Raw genomic sequence first — 19292 nt, 5'->3', positions numbered from 1 at the left:
ACCTTCCGGCTGCAGGAGTGAGCTGCCACTGGGCTAGTCCTGCAGGCTGCTCAGCTTGACCACTCGGCACCCCGGTTGGGGGTGCTCGGCGGCGCGCACCCACCGGAAGCACATAGTGCCGGACGTGTGGCCTGCGGTGTCGATCCAGTTCGGCAGGCCGGGGTCTTTGTGCGCCACGATCAGGCGCACCGAACCGTCGGCATCGCAGTGGGCGAGATGCTTGTTGGTGTGGATCGTGAAATGGCGATAGTCCAGCGACTCCATCCAGTAGTTGTTCAGCTGAAAGTTCCAGTGCTCGCACTCGGGAGGCGTGGCTTCGATGAGCAGCGCCTCGTCGGGCGCCAGTGCCCAATGGCTGTGGTAGTAGGTGATGTTCGGATCCCCGCCGGCGGCCAGTGACACGTCCGGATCGAACATCGGCAGTTCATTGCTGTGCTTGGAGAAGTCACGCGCCCACTTGGCGAACAGCAATGGTGCGCCCATCACCAGCGCCCCCGCTTTCTTCAACCCCTCATCCAGAGCCCGTGCCGTCAGGTGGGAGGGGCGGCGCTGGTCGGGGGGACAATTGATGCGCTCAATGGTCAGATCTGCCGGGGTTTCCGTAGTGCGGTCCCCAAACGTCTGGCGGACCACCAGCGTGCCGGTCTCGGACGTCATCGGGAGCCAGTTGGTGCCCTGTGGCGTGCTGCTGAGCACCAGTTCGAAGCACCCGTCGGGGTCCATCTCGATCTCGTCGGATTCGATGTATCCCGTGGGGGGCAAACCGCCGCCCTGGCCGTAGTTGCCGGACTGGGTTCCGAAACTCAGGTAGGCAATGTTGTTGCGCCGACCGGTGATCGTGTACTCGTAGTTCCCGTCCAGCGCGGCCGTCAGATAGAAGTTGTCGGGATTGTCCGCGCCTAGCTTCGTGGTCTCGTCGACAACACGATGCAGCTCGGGCGCGTTGGGGTCGGCGTGTTCGACGAACGCCGTCAGACCGGCGCGGGCGAGACGGCTGAGGTACCGGTATCCCTCAGCTTGGCTGAAAGGGTCCCGAGGAGCGCCGGGGAAATTCAACGCGGCTCCCGCCGCCTTCAACGAGTCGCAGAACTCGTTCCACGACTGGCCGCTCGTGACGCGCTGGGCGGCCACATCGTCGTGCGTCTTGCCACGCACCTTCCGCACGAGCCCCGAGACCCTTCGAAACGCAGCAAGGAGACTGATGGCGAACCGTCGCATGGCGCACCCTTACAGACGCGAGCGGCCCGGCGGCAACACCCGCCCAGCCCGCTGTTGTTCCATCGTGAACATGGCTACCTCGTCACCAGCAAGATCGGAAGATAGGGGAGTCAACCCGGCGGCGCGGCGGGATCCAGCTTGTGGGCGAGCATCTCTTCGTAGAGGGGCAGGCTTCGCTGGTAGAGCTCGTAGAGGCGAGGCGTGTCCTCCAAGGGCGGGTATTCAGTGGGGGGTTTGTAAAAACCGGTGCTCTGACGGAGCGCATCGTGCCATGGGCCGGCGCCCTCGCCGTACCAGCTCACTTCGGTGCGTTCACCCTGGGACCACTCGAGCGCTTCGGCGATGAACGGGATGCCGACGGCGTCGCAATAGGCCCGGATCGTTCCTCCAGGGTCGCCGGTCAGGTCGGAGGCGTCGATGACGGGCGGGGCCGTGCCGTCGCGGTCGGCGATCTGTCCGTATAGGCGGTGCAGCGACCCGAACCCGACCTCGTCCCACGTGCAGTCCGGCCAGTGATGGCCCAGCCCCTGGACCACCCGCTTCGGGTCCCGGATCAGGAACGTGTGGGTCGTCGCCGAGAGCTTGGCGTCGTCGAAGTCGTGCTCGACCGAATAGGCGAAGTCCTTCACGAACACGCTCTGAGCCTCGGCAAGCGCTGAGATCTCATCCCAGAACGACGCATAGTTGTGGCCCGGTCGAGCGGGGACATGGGCGTCGCGCTGCGACCGGCGGTCCTCGCCGTAGTAGTAGAGCTCGTTCCACGGCTCATGGAAGCACTCGAAGTCGCCTCGCTGGCGCATCATCCACTCGAACGCCGTCGAGATCGAGCGGGGCGTGGCCCACAGGATCAAGAACACTTGTTTGCCCCCCGCTCAGCCGGCTCCGGCACCGTGATCCCTTCTGGTGTCCCTTCTGGTCGTGCGGGTGCTCGACCGCTCGTGACGACTGCGCGACAGCGCCGCGTCGCCCTGCGGAGTTCCGTCGTGGAACGAGCCGATCATCTCGTCCAGCGGCGACTCGAGTCCGCCGTAGTTGCACTCGATGAACCGGTGGTGGAGCTGGTGGTGAAAATCGCCCAGCTCGAACCTGGCCTGGCGGTGGTTCTGCGGTCCCAGCAACAGGGCGTCGAAGCCGGTGTGCGACAGAGGCGCCCCGATGCCGTGGTGCATGGTCATGAAATAGAGGTGCACCGGGTGCGACGGCAACAGGAACAGCAGCACCACGTCGGAGAACAGGACAAGATGCTCGGCGGGATGCATCGCAAGTCCCGACCACGGCCCCACACTCACGTTGCGGTGGTGCCAGGAGTGGACGTGGCGGTACGCGGGGCCGGTGTGCAGCAACCGGTGGTGAGCCGAGAAGTACAGGACGGACCACCACGGGATGATCGCCAGAAACACCACGAACCAGGCGGGGTTGTCGCCGATCGTGATCGATGGTGCATACCCGTTGGCGTAGGCCCACAACAGCAGTGATTCGAAGCCGGTCCAGACCACGACGGCGGGTACGAGCGTGAGGAAGATGTTCTCCCGCACCTGATTTCCGAACAGGAACACCCGCTTGTTCCGACCGAACGGCCGGGCGTCATAGCGCAGGGAGTCTCCCTGGCGGCCCATGACGTAGAGCCAGACGTGAAGCCCGCCTGCTACGACGGTCACGAGGATCAGGTTGCGAAGCCAGACCTCGAAGATCCAGCCGAGCTCGAAGTGCTTGGTGCGCTCGAGCGACGGCATGAACCATGCCCAGATCCCGAACGACACAGCCAGCATGAAGAAGCGGGACCGCAGGGGGAGCCACGAGCGCACGAGGTGCTTTGCAATGGCGCCTGGTCGGGGAGGCCAGCGCAGAAACGGCGCTGAGCGCAGCGGCAGCTCCGGCGTGTAGTTCCACGTCGTGCGAGCGCCACCGGTCGACGATGGCGTCAAGGGCATCGCATCACCCCCGGACAGTCTCAGGCTGCCATTGCCAGGCCTGCAAACCTGCCACCTACACCAGTGTATGTTCGGCGCTGGCCTGTCGATTTCTCCGACGGCCTCGCGCCGCTTCGTGACACTGTGCAATCGCAGGTTTTACGCCGTTGTCAGCAGCTGGTCAGCTGCGAGCGCGGTCAGGACGAACATGAACCCCCCGATGATGGCCATGGGGACCACCGCGACTCGTGCTGTGACCGCGCCAAGCCACAGTGACATGGCGATTCTGTCAATACTGCGGCGTACGAAGCGCCCGTCAGGCCAGCAAGGCCGACGGAGCTTCGCCAGCGCCGGGGCCGCCATGTGTCAGCAACCGCTCCGGTTGCGCCCATTACAGGTGTTGGTCGGGCGGCCTCCCGGAGCGTTTCCGTCGCCGGCACCATTGGAAATGTCGTCGCCGTCGTCGTCGCCGTTGTCGGCCGGGGGTTCGGGATCATCGAACAGGCCACTGCCCATCTCGGCGGCAGCGGGCGCTGATAGCAACATCGCGGTCAGCGCCGATGTTGCCAACAAGGCGCCGAAGCGGAATCGACGTGTGATCGTTCTTGGCAGGTTCCGTTCCGGACGGAGCCGGTTACGCCGTTGGGATCGACTGGAACTCATTCGATTGCCTTTCCATCTCGGCGGGCCTGCCGGACGTGACATGGCTCACGTCGCCGTCGAACTCGATGTGATTCAGACGGCCACTACGCGCAGGGGCGTGTGCTGCGCGATGACGTCGAAATCGCGGTCACAGTGGAGGACAGGAATGTCGAGTCGGATGGCCACTGCAGCGATCACGGCGTCCAACTGAGAGCGAATGGTGATGCCTCGCCGCCGCAGCTCCCGGTAGATCGATGCCGCGGAGAGCCAGTCGCGCCGGGGCTCCAAAGCCTCGAAGTGCTGGGCTTCAATCAGTCGCAGCGTGCGACCGACTATCGCTGATCGAGTGCCAGCCATCACCTCGAGCAGTATCGGGTCGATAACCATCACCTCGTCGTCGGAGATCGCTGCGCGCATGCGAATCGCTGCCGGTGAACCGGTGCCCCTGAGGAACTCGACCCAGGTGGAGCTGTCAGCCAGCAGCATCGAAGTCCTCGTCATACCCCCAGTCTTCGAATCGCTTGGCGCGCATTGCGTCGAGGTCGCCTTCCCATCCGACGCCCTCCATGGCGAGCTGTTCTTCGATGCTCATCGGCTCGCCTCCGACGAGTTCCGTGAGCGCAAGATGCACTGCTTCGCGCTTGGTTCTTAGCCCGTACATGCTCATTGCTCGTCCGATCAGCTCGTCGTCGATGTCAATGTTGGTCCGGCCCACACGAGGATGCTACACCTAGTGGTGTATAGAGGTGTATAACGCCAGCACGTCTGAGGACCGGCAACGACGAGGCAGAGTAAGGGCAGGACAGTCGGCCTGGCGAACGAGTTTCTGGGAAGCTGGGGTGATGGACGAACCGGCAGCGCCGCAAGCCCAGCCGACCGAGGGGCGGAGTTTTCCGACCAAGGCACGCGGCGCGCGGCCGACGTTCTTCGATGACGAAGGCGCGACCGATGCGGTCCTGGCGATCGTGACGGCGTTGGCGGCCGAAGTGTGGGCCCTGCGGGAGCGGCAGAGCAGCCTTGAAGCAGTGCTCGACGCGGCGGGAATCGACGTCTCGGCGGCGATCGAGGCGTACCGCCCCGACGGCGATGCGGCCGTCGCCCGTGCTGCAGAAGCGGCGGCGTTCGCCAGTCGCGTGTATCGCGTCTTCGAGGAGATGCGTGAAGAGGCGCTGGCCGGCGAGACGCAAGACCGGTATCTGCAGGTCGTCGATCGCGCATTCGCGGAGCTGTGACAGGCAGCACAACAGGGGGAACAGACCGATGAGCCAGCAACGACACGAACTCCTCCCCACCGAAACCCACGACGAGCTCGCACGGGAGAGCTTCGTTCAGGCGCTGAAATCGCACATCGCGACCCGGGTCAGCCCCGGCGTACGGGAGATCTACGACCATCGGGTCCGGGATCGGTGGGTCTCGGAACACGGAGCCGAGCCGGCGGACCGCCACGAAGTCCGTGAAGCACTGAGCGCCGACACGTACTACCGGCTGTGGAGCTCGGTTCGGCGATCGAGCCAGCACCTGTTGTGGAGCTCGGTCGGCGACGCCGTGACGCGCCAAGCCGACGACCTCGCAGCCCGGGCACGAGTGGCCGATGCGGGGCTCGGGACTCTGCGCCTCGACCCGGATCTCGAGATCCCCTGGTACAACGCCGAGGTCGACATCCATGCAATGCCGGGGGGCTACCGCGGCGAGTACATGGCTGGCGACGTGTCGGTCGGAGCGGTGTACGACCGTGGCGTCTACGTCTATGCGATGGGCCAGATGGGTGCGCTCAACGACGACTACGGCCACTCGATCTGCCAGAACCTCCTGGCGGCCTCGTACCCCGAGTTCACACCGCGGCGGATACTCGACATGGGCTGCACGGTCGGCAACTCCACGCTGCCGTATGTCGACGCATTTCCCGATGCCGAAGTCCACGGCATCGACCTGGGCGCACCGGTGGTGCGGTATGCGCATGCGAGGGCGGAGTCTCTGGGCCGGGCGGTGCACTTCTCGCAACAGAACGCCGAGTGCACCGACTTTCCCGACGGTCACTTCGATCTGATCGTGTCGCACATCGTGTTGCACGAGATGTCGCCCGCGGCGCTGCGCAGAACTCTGGCCGAATGCCGGCGCCTCCTCGCTGCGGGCGGGCTCATGGTCCATGCCGACTTCGCCGGCTACGCGGGCGTCGACCCTGTCACCCAGGCGATGATCGACTGGGACACCTACAACAACCACGAGCCGTTCTGGGGCCCGATGCGTGACATGGATCTCGTCGCTGATGCCGTCAGTGCAGGGTTCGATGACGGCGCGGTCTCCATCGAAACGGTGCTGACAGGGCGAGTCCTGCAGACCGGCAAGCAGCAGCGAGCCGGGCAGCTCACCCTGCTCGTCGGCCAAGCCTGACCAGGCCGCGCCGAGCCTTGAAGACCCGCCGAACGGCGTGCGGCACGCAGTAGTTGCGTCGCGTCAGAAGCGCGAACGCCAGGGGCTGCCCTCGGTTGGATAGGGGTATTGCATGTAGTACTCGGACTTCATCTTCACGCACTCGTGCGCCACGTCGAATGCCTCGACGACAGCATCCGGCAGCGGGCCGCCGCCTGACGCCCTCATGATGGGCGCGAGCTGTTCGATGCGGGACACGCCGATGAGCACTGCATCGCCCAGTGACGCGTCGACCGCGGAGTGATGCTGGGTCCAACGCACCGCGGCCTCGAGCGTGCTGAGGCCGGCTTCTGAGGCAGCGGCGGTGATGGCATCGAGTGCGGTGAACATCTCGTCTCGGTGGAGGTAGCGCTCCTCGTACTGCCTGATCCGGCGCGACTGGGCGAAGCGGTCGACCCCCTTCACCGGTGCGACACCCTTGCGGTACTTGCCTGTGAGGAACCCGCTCGCGAGCGATCCGTGGGTGTAGTAGCTGATGCCGTAGTTGCGCAGCACCGGGACGAGCTCGTACTCCGCGGTGCGATTCAGGGCGTTGTACACCCCCTGGTACACGGTCGGCATCACGTACCCCTGGCGCTTGCAGTACTGCGCGATCTCGACGACCTGCCAGGCGGGGAAGTTCGACAGCCCGAATCGCTCGAATTGGCCGGCGGCATGGCACTCGTTCATTTTGGCGAGCGTGTCCTCAAGGGCGATCTCGGTCGAGGGCATGTGGATGTAGTAGATCGACACCGAGTCGCGCCGCAGGGCCGTGAGCGACTGCTCCATCTGCACAACCGGGCCTCCGTCGACGCTGGGGTGGTACTTGGTGCCCACCCTGATGCCAGCGCCTGCCGGCAACCGGCCGATGACCGCCTCGCTGTTGCCGTTCTGGTACATCCTCGAAGTGTCGAGCTCTTCGCCGCCGAGCTCCGCGAAGGCTCGAAGCAGGTCATTGCACGAGTCGTCGGTCGCCAGGGGATGGTCGCGAGTCGTTTCCTTGGGCTTGCCGAAGGCAATTGCACCCAACACGACGGGCGCTGCTTGGGTTCGTGTCACCAGATCGGCCATGGGTCCCCCCGATGTCGTGAGGAACCGACCCTAGATCTCTGGCTCAAGGAGGCTGTTGACTGATGGGGCCCACGCCCAGAAGAGGAGGGTGACCTGATGGAGGTCGTCAACGAAGTGATGCCCACGAGCCCGGAGCGCATCGACGAGATGATGCAGCCCGGTCCCGACGGGCCGATCTACATGGTCAACCTGCTGAGGTTCAAGGACAAGGCCGAGTACGAGGACGGGCGGGAATCCGACCTCACCGGCTACGAGGCGTACCAGCTGTACGGCCGTGCGGTGTCAAAGATCATCGGGGACTACGGCGGCGAGATCCAGTTCGCTGCGGACGTGACGTTCCTGGCGCTCGGCCAGGTCGAGGACCTGTGGGACGAGGTCGCCATCGCCAAGTACCCCAACCGCGGCGCACTCCTTGCGATGTCGTCCTCTAACGAGTGGCGGGCAGCCTCTGTGCACCGCACGGCTGGGCTGGCCGGTCAGCTCAACATCGAGACCGTCGCCCAGTTCACACGGGGCTGAACGCGGCCGGGACCGCTGCGGAAATGGTTCAGTCGTAGGTGATGACGGTGCGGCCTTCGGCACCCGCCATCGCCGCACCCATGATCACGCTCAGCCCGACGCTCACCGGACCGCTGATCGAATCGAGCACGACTGCAGTGATCTTCATCTCTGGTCCTCCGTCAGGATTCCTTCCGACTGGAAGGTTGAGGCGGGGAGGTCAAGTACGGTCGTGCGTATGAGAATCGGGGAACTGGGCGATCGCTGCCGGGTGAGCACGAAGACCATTCGATATTACGAGTCGATCGGTCTGCTGGATGAACCGGGCCGCACAGCGAGCGGCTACCGCGCGTACGCGGGCGACGCTGTGGAGCGGCTGCAGTTCATCAGGGATGCGCAGGCGACTGGGCTGACATTGGCCGAGATCTCTTCGGTGCTCGAGCTCAAGAGCGTCGGCGAGCGTTCGTGCGCGCATACCACAGCGCTCATCGAGGCCCAAGTGGATGCCATCGACGTCCAGATCGCCCAGCTCCGTTCGGCCCGCAAGGAGCTGGCGGCACTGCTGAAACGGGCACAGGGTCTCGACCCGGCGTCATGCACCGACCCCAACCGTTGCCAAGTGATCAGCCGGACTCGATAAGGGACTTGACCTTCCAGTGCAGTGGAACCTTTAGGGTGGGCACATGGCCACCGATGTGAAGGCCCGATCCGACCTGGCGATCGATGGGATGACGTGTGCCGCCTGCGCGAGCCGGATTCAGCGCCGATTGGACGAGCTGGACGCCGTGGCGGCGGCAAACGTGAACTTCGCCACCGGTCGGGCCACGATCACCCATGACGGATCGCTCGACGAAGCATTCGTCACAGCGGAGATCAAGGCACTGGGATACTCCGTCATCGCCCCCGATGAAGGCGACGCAGCCGAGCAGCGGCGCCAGGCGGACCTGCTGATCCGGCTGGTCATCGGTGTGGCGCTGACGGTGCCGTCGGTGCTGATCTCGATGATCCCGGCGCTGCAGTTCGGCGGCTGGGAATGGCAGGTCGCAGCCCTGGCAACGGTGGTGATCGTTGGATCTGGGTGGCCGTTCCATCGAGCGGCGGCGGTGAACCTGCGGCACGGCGCCACAACGATGGACACGCTCGTGTCGATGGGGTCGCTGTCGGCCCTGGCCTGGTCGCTGGCTGTGTCGATTGCCGGCGTCGGCGATGGCCATGTGTATTTCGAAACCGGCGCCGTGATTGTGACGCTGATCTTGCTGGGTAAGTGGCTGGAGCTTCGGGCCAAGCGCCGCTCCGGTGACGCCATCCGGGCGCTGGCCGACCTTGGCGTGCGGACAGCCCGCCTGGTCGACGGGCGTGAGATCGAGCTCGCTGATCTGGCGGTCGGGATGCGGTTCGTGGTCCGGCCGGGGGAGAGGATCGCCACCGACGGTGTGGTCTCCAACGGACGCTCGGCGGTCGATGCGTCGATGGTGACCGGTGAACCGGTGCCGGTCGAGGTCGAACCCGGCGATGAGGTGATCGGTTCGACGATCAATGCGAACGGTTCGCTCGTCGTCGAGGCGACGAAGGTAGGCGCTGACACGGCGCTGGCCCAGATCATCCGGCTGGTCACCCAGGCCCAAGGCAGCCGGGCAGAGGTGCAGCGTCTCGCCGATCGGGTGTCGGCGGTGTTCGTGCCCTTCGCTATCGCCGCAGCCCTCGTCACGCTGACGGTGTGGTTGGTGCTGGGCAACGTGGCCGGGGCAGCGTTCACCGCGGCCGTGGCAGTGCTGATCATCGCGTGCCCCTGTGCCCTCGGGTTGGCGACGCCGCTCGCGATCATGGTGGGCACCGGTCGAGGCGCTCAGCTTGGGGTCATCATCAAGGGAGGCGAAGTCCTCGAGGACACACGCTCGGTCGATGTCGTCCTGGTCGACAAGACCGGCACCGTCACTGAGGGAGCCATGACGCTCGCCGGTGTGCATGCGGGCGAGCTGTCGGTCGTCGAGCGTGATGAGGTGCACCGGCTGGCAGCGTCGGCAGAGGCGCTTTCAGAGCATCCGATCGCCCAGGCCATCGCCCATTCCATCGACGGGTTGGCCGACCGTTTGGCTGCCGTGGACGAGTTCGAGGTCATGCCCGGTTCGGGCGTGACGGCGACGATCGGCGGGATCGAGATCCGGGTGGGTCGGCGCAGCCTGTTCGACACCGTGCCCGGCCCTGTCGCTGAATTGGCTGGGACCGCCGAGGCCGCAGGCGCGACGGCCGTCCTTGCTGGCCGCAACGGGACAGCGGAGATTGTCATGGTGGTCGCCGACCGCATCAAGCCGACGTCGTCGGAGGCGGTCGCCGCGCTGCACGACCAGGGCCTGGCGGTCACGCTGCTCACCGGCGACAACGAGCGCACTGCCCGTACAGTCGCCGCCAAGGTTGGCATCGAATCTGTGATCGCCGAGGTCTATCCCGGTGAGAAAGCCGCCGTCGTGCAACAGCTTCAAGCCGACGGGAAGCGCGTGGCAATGGTGGGAGACGGCATCAACGACGCCCCGGCGCTGGCGCAAGCCGATCTCGGCATTGCCGTGGGAACCGGCACCGAAGTAGCCATCGAAGCCTCCGATCTCACCGTCGTGAGCGGCGACCTGCGAGCCGTGGCAGATGCCATAGCGCTGTCACGTCGGACGCTGTCGACGATCAAGGGCAACTTGTTCTGGGCCTTCGCCTACAACGCCGCCGCGATTCCTCTTGCGGCGTTCGGCATCCTGAACCCCATGATCGCCGCCGGCGCCATGGGCATCTCGTCGCTGTTCGTCGTGACGAACAGCCTCCGGCTCCGACGCTTCGCGGGCTACCGCCAGACGGTGTGATCGCGTGACCAGCATGAAGTGGACTGCTTCTGACATTCCCGATCAGTCGGGCCGGGTGGCGGTTGTCACGGGCGCCAACTCCGGGAATGGTCTCGAGACGGCGCGTGCCCTGGCGGGCCGTGGCGCATTGGTGGTGCTTGCGGTGCGGGATCTCGACAAGGGCAGGGCGGCGGTCGATGCGATTCGGGCCGATCATCCCGGTTCCGACCTAGTGCTTCAGGAACTCGACCTGGCGTCGCTGGACTCGGTGCGTGCAGCGGCGTCTGCCATCGGTAACCGGTTCGAGCGCATCGACCTGCTCGTCAACAACGCAGGGGTCTTTCACACACCACGCCGGCAGACCGCCGACGGGTTCGAAATCCGGATGGGCACCAATCACCTGGGCCACTTCGCCTGGACGGGGTTGCTGCTGGAGCGAATGCTGCCTGTTGCCGGGTCGCGGGTGGTGACGGTGAGCAGCGAGGCTCACCGGTACCGGTCGCGGATCGACTTCGACCGTCTCGGGGCTGCGCAGGATCGCAGCCAGGCTGCTGCGTACGGACGCTCGAAGCTGGCGAACCTGTTGTTCACCTACGAGTTGCAACGCCGGTTGCTGGCGGCAGGGGCTCCGGCTGTGGCGTTGGCGGCTCATCCAGGCTGGTCCGAAACGGAGATCCTGCGTCATTTCCCGGGCATACGAGTCATCCATCTGCTGATTCAGCCGCTGCAGCACAGCGCAGCCATGGGCGCCCTTTCGACGCTGAGGGCTGCGACCGATCCCGCCGCCTCTGGAGGCCAGTTCTATGGCCCGGACGGGCTCATGGAGATGCGAGGCCATCCGGTGGTGGTGACGTCGAGTGCCCGATCTCAGGAGGCAGCGTTGCAGCGGTGGCTCTGGGCTGCGTCAGAACAGCTCACCGGGGTGAGCTTCCCCATCTGACCGGCGACCAAAGGTGCGGGTCCGCTGGGGTCGACGTCGGTAGTATCACGCTAGCTACAACCCCGACAAGAGAGCACCCATGGTTGAGACCACCGCCAGCACAAGCATCGACATCGCCGCGAACCCCGAAGCGGTGTACGGGATCCTGACGGATCTGTCACGCATCAGCGAGATCAGTCCCGAGTGCTACAAGTCCGAGTGGGAGGACGGCTCGACCGAGCCTGTGGTCGGCGCAAAGTTCCGGGGATACAACCAGAACGGCGACATGAAGTGGGACGCCGGATGCGTCGTCGTCGCTGCTGAGCCCGGTCGCGAATGGGCCTTCGAAGTGCCCGCCCAGGACGGCCGCCGCACGCTCTGGCGCTACGAGATCGAAGCCACCGACTCGGGCTGCCGAGTCACCGAGAGCTTCGATTCTCCGATTCTCGATCTGGAGTTCTTCCAGAAGCACAATCGTTACAGCCTCCTGGTGAGCAACATCGCCCAGAGCCTGGAGAATCTCAAGGCCGTCGCTGAGGCATAGGCGATCCGGAAGGCCTGTCTTCCGACAGCACCGCGTCGGCCACTACGGCTCCGGTCCAGCAGTAGAGGAGCACCGTCGGCGTGGCGCCGAAGTCCTGGCAGTGCTCCTGCCAGGGCGCGTGATGCACGGCATCTCCGGGTTTGGTGGTACGGCGCACACCATCGCTGCCGCTGAACGACGGCTTGCCCGCCAGCACGTGGTACAGCTCCTCGGCTTCGTGATTGTGGCTGGGGTAATGGAGGTGTGGGCCCCACACGGCGATGCCGACTCGCACCGAATGATGCTCGACGATCGAGTCGGGACCCAGTAGCTGCACGTAGCCGTAGTTGTGGTGGAAGTCCTCGCTCAGCACGCCGAAATAGCCGGCGGTCTGGCGCCAAGGCAGCGCAGAGGCGAGGCAGAGAAACTCTTCGAGCACCGCGTCGATGGCGGTATCGCCGCTGAGTTCAACGGCGTCGAGGTGCCGGAGCACAGGCAGTTGGCGGGGCTCGACTTGGGCGGGGCTGCGTGCTTCGTCGAGCGCGTCGAGCACCTCAGCGACCATCGGGTACTCGGGGACCACCGGACGGCTGCGGTGGAACTCGGCGATGCGCCTAAGCAGCTCGTCGATGAAGCCTGACACCCCGGCATTTTCCCAGATACACACAGCCTGCAAGCCGACTTCAGAACCACAGCTAGGTTCCAAGCGGTGAACGCAACGCTGCCGCACGGGGATCGATCACCGGACGGGCGTCTCTCGCACGCTGACGTCGTGGCGTGGGCGGCGTCGATGGTGGAGCGCCTGGGTGAGCGGGCGGCTGAGGCCGAAGAGCTGCGCGAGCTTCCCCAGGCGACGATGGAGGACGCGGCATCGAGCGGGGTGTTCGAGATGTTGGTACCCAGCGAGCGCGGCGGCCACGGGCTCGGGCTCCGGTCGCTCGGCGAGATGACACGCATTCTCGCTCACGGTTGCGTCTCGTCTGCGTGGACGCTGTTGTTCCTCGTGCTGCACAACTGGTTCGTGGCACGAGGGCCGCGAGAGCTCCAGGCGGCGGTCTGGGGCGATCGCCCCTATGTGCTGATGCCAGGCACGCTTACGCCGACCGGGACCGCCACGCCGGTCGACGGCGGCTATGAGCTCACGGGCCGGTGGCAATGGGCAACGGGGGTGCAACACGCTGACTGGGTGATGCTCAATGGGCTGATCCGTCGGGACGAGGGACCCGAGGCGCGCTTCTTCCTGCTGCCGATCGCAGAGGTAGACGTCGTGGACGTGTGGCACACGTCGGGCATGCGAGGGACCGGCAGCAACGATGTGGTGGCTGATCGGGTGTTCGTCCCCGCCGACCAGACGCTCGCCGCCATCGAGCTTGCGGGCAATTCCCCGCCAGGGGCGGAACTCAGCGCCGATCCGTTCGTGCGGTATCCGATGGTGCCGGTGCTCACGCTCGTGGCCGCCGCCGCAGCATTGGGCGGCGCCGAAGCGGCCGTCGAGAACTTCCGAGAGCGCTTGTCGTCGCGGGTGCTTGCCTACTCGATGGGTGACCGCCAGGCCACCCAACCGGCGTCTCAGGTCCGCCTCTCTCAGGCGCAGGCGACGGTGCGAGCGGCACGTCTGGTGTGGGACGACGCGGTGGATCAGGTGTGCGACGTCTACGACGGGGGAGGGGTATTTGAAACCGTCGACCGGGGCCGAGTCCGCCTCGCGGCTGCCCAAACGGTTCGCCTGTCGATCGACGCCGTCAGCACCGTGCTGGAAGGGTCGGGTGCGTCCGTGCATTTCGCCGATTCGCCGCTGCAGCGCATTTCCCGCGATCTGCTGACGCTCCGAGGTCACATGGTCTTCGACTGGGACCGCACGGCAGAGCTTGCCGGCAAGCTGGAGCTCGGCCTCGATCCCGCACCAACAGACTTGCTCTGAAGGGGTCCCGGCCACTGCCACTAGGCGCGGCACTACGTTGGGCGGCGGGGGTGATGCGCCCATGTCCGAGAATCCGCGACCGCGTGCGGCGCCGCAAGTCCGCAGCCAACACCCTTCTGATCGGGGCGACTGCCGCTGATCCGAAGCGAGCCATCTTCATCTGGATCCGCGCCCGGCGCCCTACGCCATTCGCAAGTACTTCAACGAGGCCGGCCTCGAGATGGAGTACGCGTTGTACTCCACCTATGACGCACTGTGCAGCGCGGTGCTGGAGGGCCATGTCGACATTGCGTGGAATGCGCCGATGGCGCATGCCCAGCTGCTGCTGCAGTCCCCGGGCGCTTGTCGGACGTTGGCGATGCGCGACACGGACGAGGACGTTCACACCCTGATCGTCGCCCGAGCCGACGCCGGCATTGCTGATTTGGATGATCTGCGCGGGCGGCGCCTTGCTCTGGGAGTGGACGTGTCCAGCGAGCTGTACCTGCTGCCGGTTGCGCAGCTCGCAGAGGCTGGGTTCGATCTCGATTCGGACTGCGAACTTGTCGACCTCGAGCCGATCGAGTACCCGAACCTCCAGTCGTGGGTGGACGACTGGGCGATCTTCGGGGCCGTGGTCGACGGTCGAGCCGATGCAGGTGTGATCTTCGAGCCGTGGCTGCCGTCGCTGCTGCGACGCCACCCGGTGTCCGAGGACGACATCGTCGAGGTGTGGCGCACCCGCCCCTACAGCCATTGTGCCTTCACCGCCGGGCCCGATCTGGGCGACGACCTCAGCGCCCGGTTCGTGGATCTCCTTGTGGCTATGGACCCCGACGAGCCCGAGATCGCCGAGATGATGCGCATGGAACACCTCACCAAGTGGGTGCGAGCCACGGACGACGGCTGGAGCGACCTCATGGGCGCCGTCGAGGGCGCAGGCCTCGTGGGCAAGATCTTCTAGCCCTGCGCGGCGAGGCGAGGGCTCAGCGGGCGAGTGCGTTGAGGATGTCGAGTCGGGTGGCTCGGCGGCACGGCAGGACTGCGCCGGCTGCAGCGATGGCGATGCCGGTGACGATGGCGGCAGCGAACGCGGCGGGGCTGAAGGCGTAGTCGACGTCGAACGCGGTCGTGGTCTTGAAGGTGCGGACGAGAATGGCCTGGTAGCCGGATCCTGCGAGTGCGCCGAGGATTGCCCCTGTGAGGCCGATGGCAAGGGCCTCGGCCGCGACGCTTGTGAGGATGCGTCGTTTGGTGGCACCGATGGCCCGGAGCGCGGCGAATTCGTTGGTGCGCTCAAGTGTTGATGCCAGCAGCGTGTTGAGGAGCGCAATTGCGGCGCAGGTGACAATGACGAGCAGCATCATCGCGACGAGGACGAGGATTTGGTCGGCGGATCGCCGGAGGTCGCCGAGGAACTCCTCGCCAGTGAAGATCTGGATAGGAAGTCCTGCGATTGCGGTGATCCGGTCGAGTTGCTCGCGGACTGCGGCTGGGTCGGCGCCGGGTTCGAGTTGGATTTCGTACCGGGCGAAGCTGCTGATTCCGTAGTGGGTGGCGAAGAGGTCATGGGAGATGTTGATCATGCCGCCACTGCCGGGGGCGAGGGCGTCACTGATAGCGACGATCGGCAGTCGCAGGGCCGGTGTTGCGCCGGGGATGTCGATGACGTCGCCGACTTCTAGGTCGAATGTGAGAGCGGTCTGCTTCAGCACGATGGCGCCGTCGCCGGCCGCCATCTGGGCACGTGCGTCATCGCTGGCGAGTCGGGAGAAGGGGTACGCGGAATCGCCGTAGACACCGGAGATGCCAACGATGTGGGGTCCCGACTCAGCGGGGATCCAGGTACTGGCGGCGACGGAGCGCACGCCTGGTATGGCTTCGAACTCCGACGTCCAGGCCGGGGGAAGGCCGACGATGGCGATGGTGTCACCGCTAGTGGTGCCGATCCAGAAGTCGGTGTGAAGAGCCGTGGACAGGTTCTCGTTGGAGGTGTCGCGAAGGTTGATCGCCATGCCAGTGGTGGTGACGGCGACGGCGACGGCGACCATCACCACGGCCGTGGTACCCCACACGCGACGCGGGGAACGCTTCAGCGCTGTCGCTGCAAGCTCGCCGCTGGTACCCAACCGTCGGGCGACGGCAACGGTCATCGCCGTAATGAACGAGGCGGCGCCGGCAGCGATGCACAGGACACCGGCCATGGCCGCGCCGAGCGAAAGCTGGCCTCGTGGGATCACGAAGAGGGCGACGCCGAGGCCGATGAGCCACAGGCGGCTGGTGACACGATGCTCGGAGGGATCACCGACGTCGGGGCGGAGTGCTTCGAGAGGTTCGATACGAAGCGCCCTGCGGGCCGGAACGATGGCGGATGCCATTGCGGTGGCAACTCCCACAAGCCATGCGACGACGAGGAGCGTTGCCGGGACCGAGGTCTGCAGTGGTGTTCCGATGGCGCGAGCGAACGCATCAGGAACCGTGGCGATCACCGAGCGAGCCAGGGCTGCGCCCAGCACCAGTCCGAGAGCCGAGCCGACGGCCCCGAGCGTTGCGGCTTCGGCGAGCACGCCGGCAAGGATGGTTCGTCGACCGCCGCCGAGCGCCCGCAGCGACGCGATTTCGTGACGACGGTCGAGAACAGTCATGTTCATGGTGTTGAAGAGCAGGAAGCCGCCGACAACCAGTCCCATGGCCCCCAGGATCGAGAGCAAGGAGAACATGACATTGATGGTGTTGCGGGCTTGGACGACCCTGTTGTTGGCCTCGCGGATGTCCGCGTCGCCTGCGGCGGCCGCCAGAGCGGCTGGGTCGGGCTGGCCATAGACGAGTAGCGTTTCGGTCCCGGTGTGTCCGCGCAGTCCGAGCGCGGTATCGAGGTCAGCGGCCGCGAAGCGCCCGCCGTAGCGATCCTGCAGTTCGGGGTCAGCTCGGCCCGCGATCTGGCCGCCCGTGGGCTCCCCGGTCGGACCGGTGAAGACATGACGGCCAGACGCCGGAAGGGCTGAGCCAGTCCGGATGCCCGTGGTGGCCGCCAGGGCTTGTGCCTGGCGGGTAGTGACCCCAGCGCCACGGTCTTCAAGCGCGACAAGCCATCCTTGGTCGCCGTCGATCATGACGGGCACTTCGACATAGCGGCGGACGCCCTCGACATCTTCGACGCCCGCAATTGCGTCGCGTGCCCGGTCCAGGTCAGCTCCGGCGACGGTGACTTCGTAGCGGGCCCCGCCGAGGAGGGCCACGGTCGCATTGGCCGTCGCGGTCGCAGAGGTGAGCAGCGACGACATGGCGACGATGAGCCCGACACCTGAAGCGATCCCCAGGACCGACACGGTCGTGCGCATTCGGTGTTCCCGAAGTCGTCGAAGGTGAAGCAGCCGGAACCGGTCGAACCTCATGGCGTCGGCACCGGGTCGTCGGCGACCTGCCCGTCGCGCAAGCTGATCAACGTGGCGCCGGCGCTGGCATCAATCGCGGGTTCGTGGCTGACGACGACGAGGCTCCGCCCTCGATCGACGGTGAACTGGCGCAGCAACGCCAGGATGTTCGCCGAGTTGGCTTGGTCGAGCGCTCCGGTCGGTTCGTCGGCGAAGACGACCTCGGGGTCTGCCATGAGCGACCGGGCGATCGCGACTCGCTGTTGCTCGCCCCCGGAAAGCTCGTGGGGTGGATGGTCCCATCGGTCCGTCAGGCCCACGTCGTCGAGCAGCGCCATAGCCCTCGTACGTTGCGTACGCAGCGGCTTGCCGTCGAGCAACTCGGCGAGGGCAACGTTCTCCCACGCGGCCAGGCCCGGCAGGAGCAGGAACGACTGGAACACGAACCCGAACCGTTGGCGCCGGAACTGCGCGCGTTGATCATCGGAGAAGCCGGCGGTGTCGACGCCGTCGATGCACAGCGTGCCGGCGGTGGGGTTGTCGATGAGCCCGAGAAGGTGCAGCAGCGTCGACTTGCCCGAGCCACTTGGACCGGTGACGGTCACGAACTCGCCCGGGTGGATGTCCAGGGACACGTCGTCGAGGGCGACGACCTCGTGGGCTCCGCGTCGGTGAACTCGCCTGAGTTTCGTGGCATGGATGTTGGTCACAAGCAACTATACTACCTGTGTATACCTGGTGTGCATTGACCACTATCTTGTGCCACACTCGTGTTGATGAGCGTGCAACACGCCCTGCTCGGGTTCATGGAAGCCACCCCACGCCACGGCTACGACCTGAAGCGTTCCTACGACAGCCTTTTCGCCGAGATGCGACCGCTTCGGTTCGGCCAGATTTACGCAACGCTGTCACGCCTCGAGCGCGACGGTCTCGTCAAACTCGCCGAGACCGCCCCCGGACAGGGCCCCGACCGCAAGACCTATGCCATCACCGCCGATGGCGTTACCGACCTCAAGCGTTGGTATGCCGAGCCCGAACCGGCCCAGTCGCCCATCCACAGCGCCCTGTTCCTCAAGGTGACGCTTGCATTGCTGTCGGGCAGAGACGCCGGGCAGATCATCGAAGCGCAACGGGAACTGCACTCGGGGCGGATGCGCGAGCTCACGAGAGCCAAGTCCGACGCGGACGAGCACATGCGTGTACTGCTTGACTTCGCCCTGTTCCACCTTGAGGCAGATCTGCGCTGGATGGACCACACCGCCCAGCGGCTCGGCGAGCTCCGACGTGCCCTCGCCGTGTGACACGTTGCCGATTGTCGAGACCATCGGCGTCACCCGGATCTTTGGCACTGACGGGACCGTCACCGCACTCGACGACGTGTCAATCAGCGTCTATCCGGGCGAATTCGTCGCAATTCAGGGACCGAGCGGGTGTGGCAAGTCAACCCTTCTCCACCTGTTGGGCGGGCTCGACACGCCGACAGCGGGCACGATCCGCTTCGCCGGCGTTGACCTCGCCACATTGACCGACAACGAGCGCACCCGTCTACGTCTTCGCAGCATCGGCATCGTCTTGCCCATCGTCGAACTCGTCCCGACTCTGACGATCTGGGAGAACGTGGCGATCTCCTTACTGCTTGACGGCCGAGCCATGGCTGACGGCCGGGCTCGGGCCACCGAACTGCTCGATTCAGTCAAGCTCTCTCACCGCACCCACACCGTTGCCTCACGGCTGTCCACTGGGGAAGCCCAACGCGTCGCTGTCGCCAGGGCGCTCTACAACGACCCGAAGTGTGTCCTTGCCGATGAACCGACGTCGTTCCTGGACAGCGTGCGGTCCGACGAGATCGTCGACCTCCTCCGGACTCTCGCCAGCGACGGCCACACCATCGTCATGGCTACCCACGACGCCCGGGCCGCTGCCTTCGCCGACCGCTCTATTCGTCTCCTCGACGGACGCGTTGTCGAACTCCACGCCGTGCGTGACGGGTAGCGCTGGAACCG

Annotated in this window: 21 protein-coding genes; 11 read left to right on the top strand and 10 right to left on the bottom strand. The window is 65.7% G+C overall.

Features of this window, described 5'->3' with window-relative positions:
- Positions 1-33: 33 nt before the first annotated feature.
- The 6 genes from ACPXYO_RS17025 to ACPXYO_RS17000 form a co-directional block, all read right to left on the bottom strand.
- On the bottom strand, positions 34-1218 hold the full coding sequence (locus ACPXYO_RS17025) for a hypothetical protein (RefSeq protein WP_423923105.1): 1185 nt from the start codon (positions 1216-1218) through the stop codon (positions 34-36).
- 110 nt (positions 1219-1328) lie between these two features.
- The gene (locus ACPXYO_RS17020; protein ID WP_423923103.1) at positions 1329-2075 is read right to left on the bottom strand and encodes a sulfotransferase family protein; all 747 of its coding nucleotides are present in this window, start codon (positions 2073-2075) and stop codon (positions 1329-1331) included.
- Between the two features lie 15 nt (positions 2076-2090).
- A complete protein-coding gene (locus ACPXYO_RS17015) occupies positions 2091-3149 on the bottom strand; it encodes a sterol desaturase family protein (protein WP_423923101.1) in 1059 nt (352 codons plus the stop codon).
- 345 nt (positions 3150-3494) lie between these two features.
- The gene (locus ACPXYO_RS17010) at positions 3495-3674 is read right to left on the bottom strand and encodes a hypothetical protein (RefSeq protein ID WP_423923099.1); all 180 of its coding nucleotides are present in this window, start codon (positions 3672-3674) and stop codon (positions 3495-3497) included.
- A gap of 189 nt (positions 3675-3863) precedes the next feature.
- Complete coding sequence (vapC, locus tag ACPXYO_RS17005; RefSeq protein WP_423923097.1) at positions 3864-4271, bottom strand: type II toxin-antitoxin system VapC family toxin; 408 nt, start codon at positions 4269-4271, stop codon at positions 3864-3866.
- Positions 4243-4485, bottom strand: coding sequence for a type II toxin-antitoxin system VapB family antitoxin (locus ACPXYO_RS17000; protein WP_423923095.1), 243 nt, complete (start codon positions 4483-4485; stop codon positions 4243-4245). Before ACPXYO_RS17000 ends, vapC begins: the two co-directional genes overlap by 29 nt.
- Before the next feature lie 127 nt (positions 4486-4612).
- On the opposite strand from ACPXYO_RS17000, the gene ACPXYO_RS16995 reads away from it, so the two are divergent.
- Both ACPXYO_RS16995 and ACPXYO_RS16990 read left to right on the top strand, forming a co-directional pair.
- The gene (locus ACPXYO_RS16995; RefSeq protein WP_423923093.1) at positions 4613-5002 is read left to right on the top strand and encodes a hypothetical protein; all 390 of its coding nucleotides are present in this window, start codon (positions 4613-4615) and stop codon (positions 5000-5002) included.
- Positions 5003-5030: 28 nt separating this feature from the next.
- On the top strand, positions 5031-6161 hold the full coding sequence (locus ACPXYO_RS16990; RefSeq protein ID WP_423923091.1) for a methyltransferase domain-containing protein: 1131 nt from the start codon (positions 5031-5033) through the stop codon (positions 6159-6161).
- Between the two features lie 63 nt (positions 6162-6224).
- On the opposite strand, the gene ACPXYO_RS16985 is transcribed toward ACPXYO_RS16990, so the two are convergent.
- The gene (locus ACPXYO_RS16985; protein WP_423923089.1) at positions 6225-7250 is read right to left on the bottom strand and encodes an aldo/keto reductase; all 1026 of its coding nucleotides are present in this window, start codon (positions 7248-7250) and stop codon (positions 6225-6227) included.
- Positions 7251-7346: 96 nt separating this feature from the next.
- On the opposite strand from ACPXYO_RS16985, the gene ACPXYO_RS16980 reads away from it, so the two are divergent.
- The 5 genes from ACPXYO_RS16980 to ACPXYO_RS16960 all read left to right on the top strand — a co-directional run bounded on the left by ACPXYO_RS16980 (position 7347) and on the right by ACPXYO_RS16960 (position 12036).
- Positions 7347-7769, top strand: coding sequence for a DUF1330 domain-containing protein (locus tag ACPXYO_RS16980; protein WP_423923087.1), 423 nt, complete (start codon positions 7347-7349; stop codon positions 7767-7769).
- Positions 7770-7986: 217 nt separating this feature from the next.
- Positions 7987-8388: a heavy metal-responsive transcriptional regulator gene (locus ACPXYO_RS16975; protein WP_423923085.1), complete on the top strand. Its 402-nt coding sequence runs from the start codon at positions 7987-7989 to the stop codon at positions 8386-8388.
- 43 nt (positions 8389-8431) lie between these two features.
- Positions 8432-10594 carry a heavy metal translocating P-type ATPase gene (locus ACPXYO_RS16970; RefSeq protein ID WP_423923083.1) on the top strand — a complete coding sequence of 721 codons (2163 nt, stop codon included), beginning with the start codon at positions 8432-8434 and terminating at the stop codon, positions 10592-10594.
- A 13-nt stretch (positions 10595-10607) separates the two neighbouring features.
- Positions 10608-11513, top strand: a complete 906-nt coding sequence (locus tag ACPXYO_RS16965) for an oxidoreductase (RefSeq protein WP_423923081.1) — start codon at positions 10608-10610, stop codon at positions 11511-11513.
- Positions 11514-11592: 79 nt separating this feature from the next.
- Complete coding sequence (locus ACPXYO_RS16960) at positions 11593-12036, top strand: SRPBCC family protein (protein WP_423923079.1); 444 nt, start codon at positions 11593-11595, stop codon at positions 12034-12036.
- On the opposite strand, the gene ACPXYO_RS16955 is transcribed toward ACPXYO_RS16960, so the two are convergent.
- Entirely contained in the window at positions 12014-12658 is a 645-nt protein-coding gene (locus ACPXYO_RS16955; RefSeq protein ID WP_423923077.1) for a dimethylsulfonioproprionate lyase family protein, read from the bottom strand. The two genes, ACPXYO_RS16960 and ACPXYO_RS16955, sit on opposite strands and share 23 nt — an antisense overlap.
- Before the next feature lie 66 nt (positions 12659-12724).
- Here ACPXYO_RS16955 and ACPXYO_RS16950 point away from each other — a divergent pair, with 66 nt between their 5' ends.
- Both ACPXYO_RS16950 and ACPXYO_RS16945 read left to right on the top strand, forming a co-directional pair.
- The gene (locus ACPXYO_RS16950; RefSeq protein ID WP_423923075.1) at positions 12725-13936 is read left to right on the top strand and encodes an acyl-CoA dehydrogenase family protein; all 1212 of its coding nucleotides are present in this window, start codon (positions 12725-12727) and stop codon (positions 13934-13936) included.
- Between the two features lie 160 nt (positions 13937-14096).
- Positions 14097-14879 carry a phosphate/phosphite/phosphonate ABC transporter substrate-binding protein gene (locus ACPXYO_RS16945; protein ID WP_423923903.1) on the top strand — a complete coding sequence of 261 codons (783 nt, stop codon included), beginning with the start codon at positions 14097-14099 and terminating at the stop codon, positions 14877-14879.
- A 22-nt stretch (positions 14880-14901) separates the two neighbouring features.
- Here the strand turns inward: ACPXYO_RS16945 and ACPXYO_RS16940 are convergent, their stop codons facing one another.
- The gene (locus tag ACPXYO_RS16940) at positions 14902-17256 is read right to left on the bottom strand and encodes an FtsX-like permease family protein (RefSeq protein ID WP_423923073.1); all 2355 of its coding nucleotides are present in this window, start codon (positions 17254-17256) and stop codon (positions 14902-14904) included.
- Between the two features lie 50 nt (positions 17257-17306).
- Entirely contained in the window at positions 17307-17999 is a 693-nt protein-coding gene (locus ACPXYO_RS16935) for an ABC transporter ATP-binding protein (RefSeq protein ID WP_423923071.1), read from the bottom strand.
- Between the two features lie 66 nt (positions 18000-18065).
- Between ACPXYO_RS16935 and ACPXYO_RS16930 the strand changes: the two genes are divergently transcribed.
- Positions 18066-18590: a PadR family transcriptional regulator gene (locus tag ACPXYO_RS16930; protein WP_423923069.1), complete on the top strand. Its 525-nt coding sequence runs from the start codon at positions 18066-18068 to the stop codon at positions 18588-18590.
- On the top strand, positions 18574-19281 hold the full coding sequence (locus ACPXYO_RS16925) for an ABC transporter ATP-binding protein (protein ID WP_423923067.1): 708 nt from the start codon (positions 18574-18576) through the stop codon (positions 19279-19281). The genes ACPXYO_RS16930 and ACPXYO_RS16925 overlap by 17 nt, the downstream gene beginning before the upstream one ends.
- Positions 19282-19292: the final 11 nt, after the last annotated feature.

The organism is Candidatus Poriferisodalis sp. (assembly GCF_965237655.1).
Lineage (GTDB): Bacteria > Actinomycetota > Acidimicrobiia > Acidimicrobiales > Poriferisodalaceae > Poriferisodalis.
This window is presented reverse-complemented; position numbering and strand designations above follow the sequence as displayed.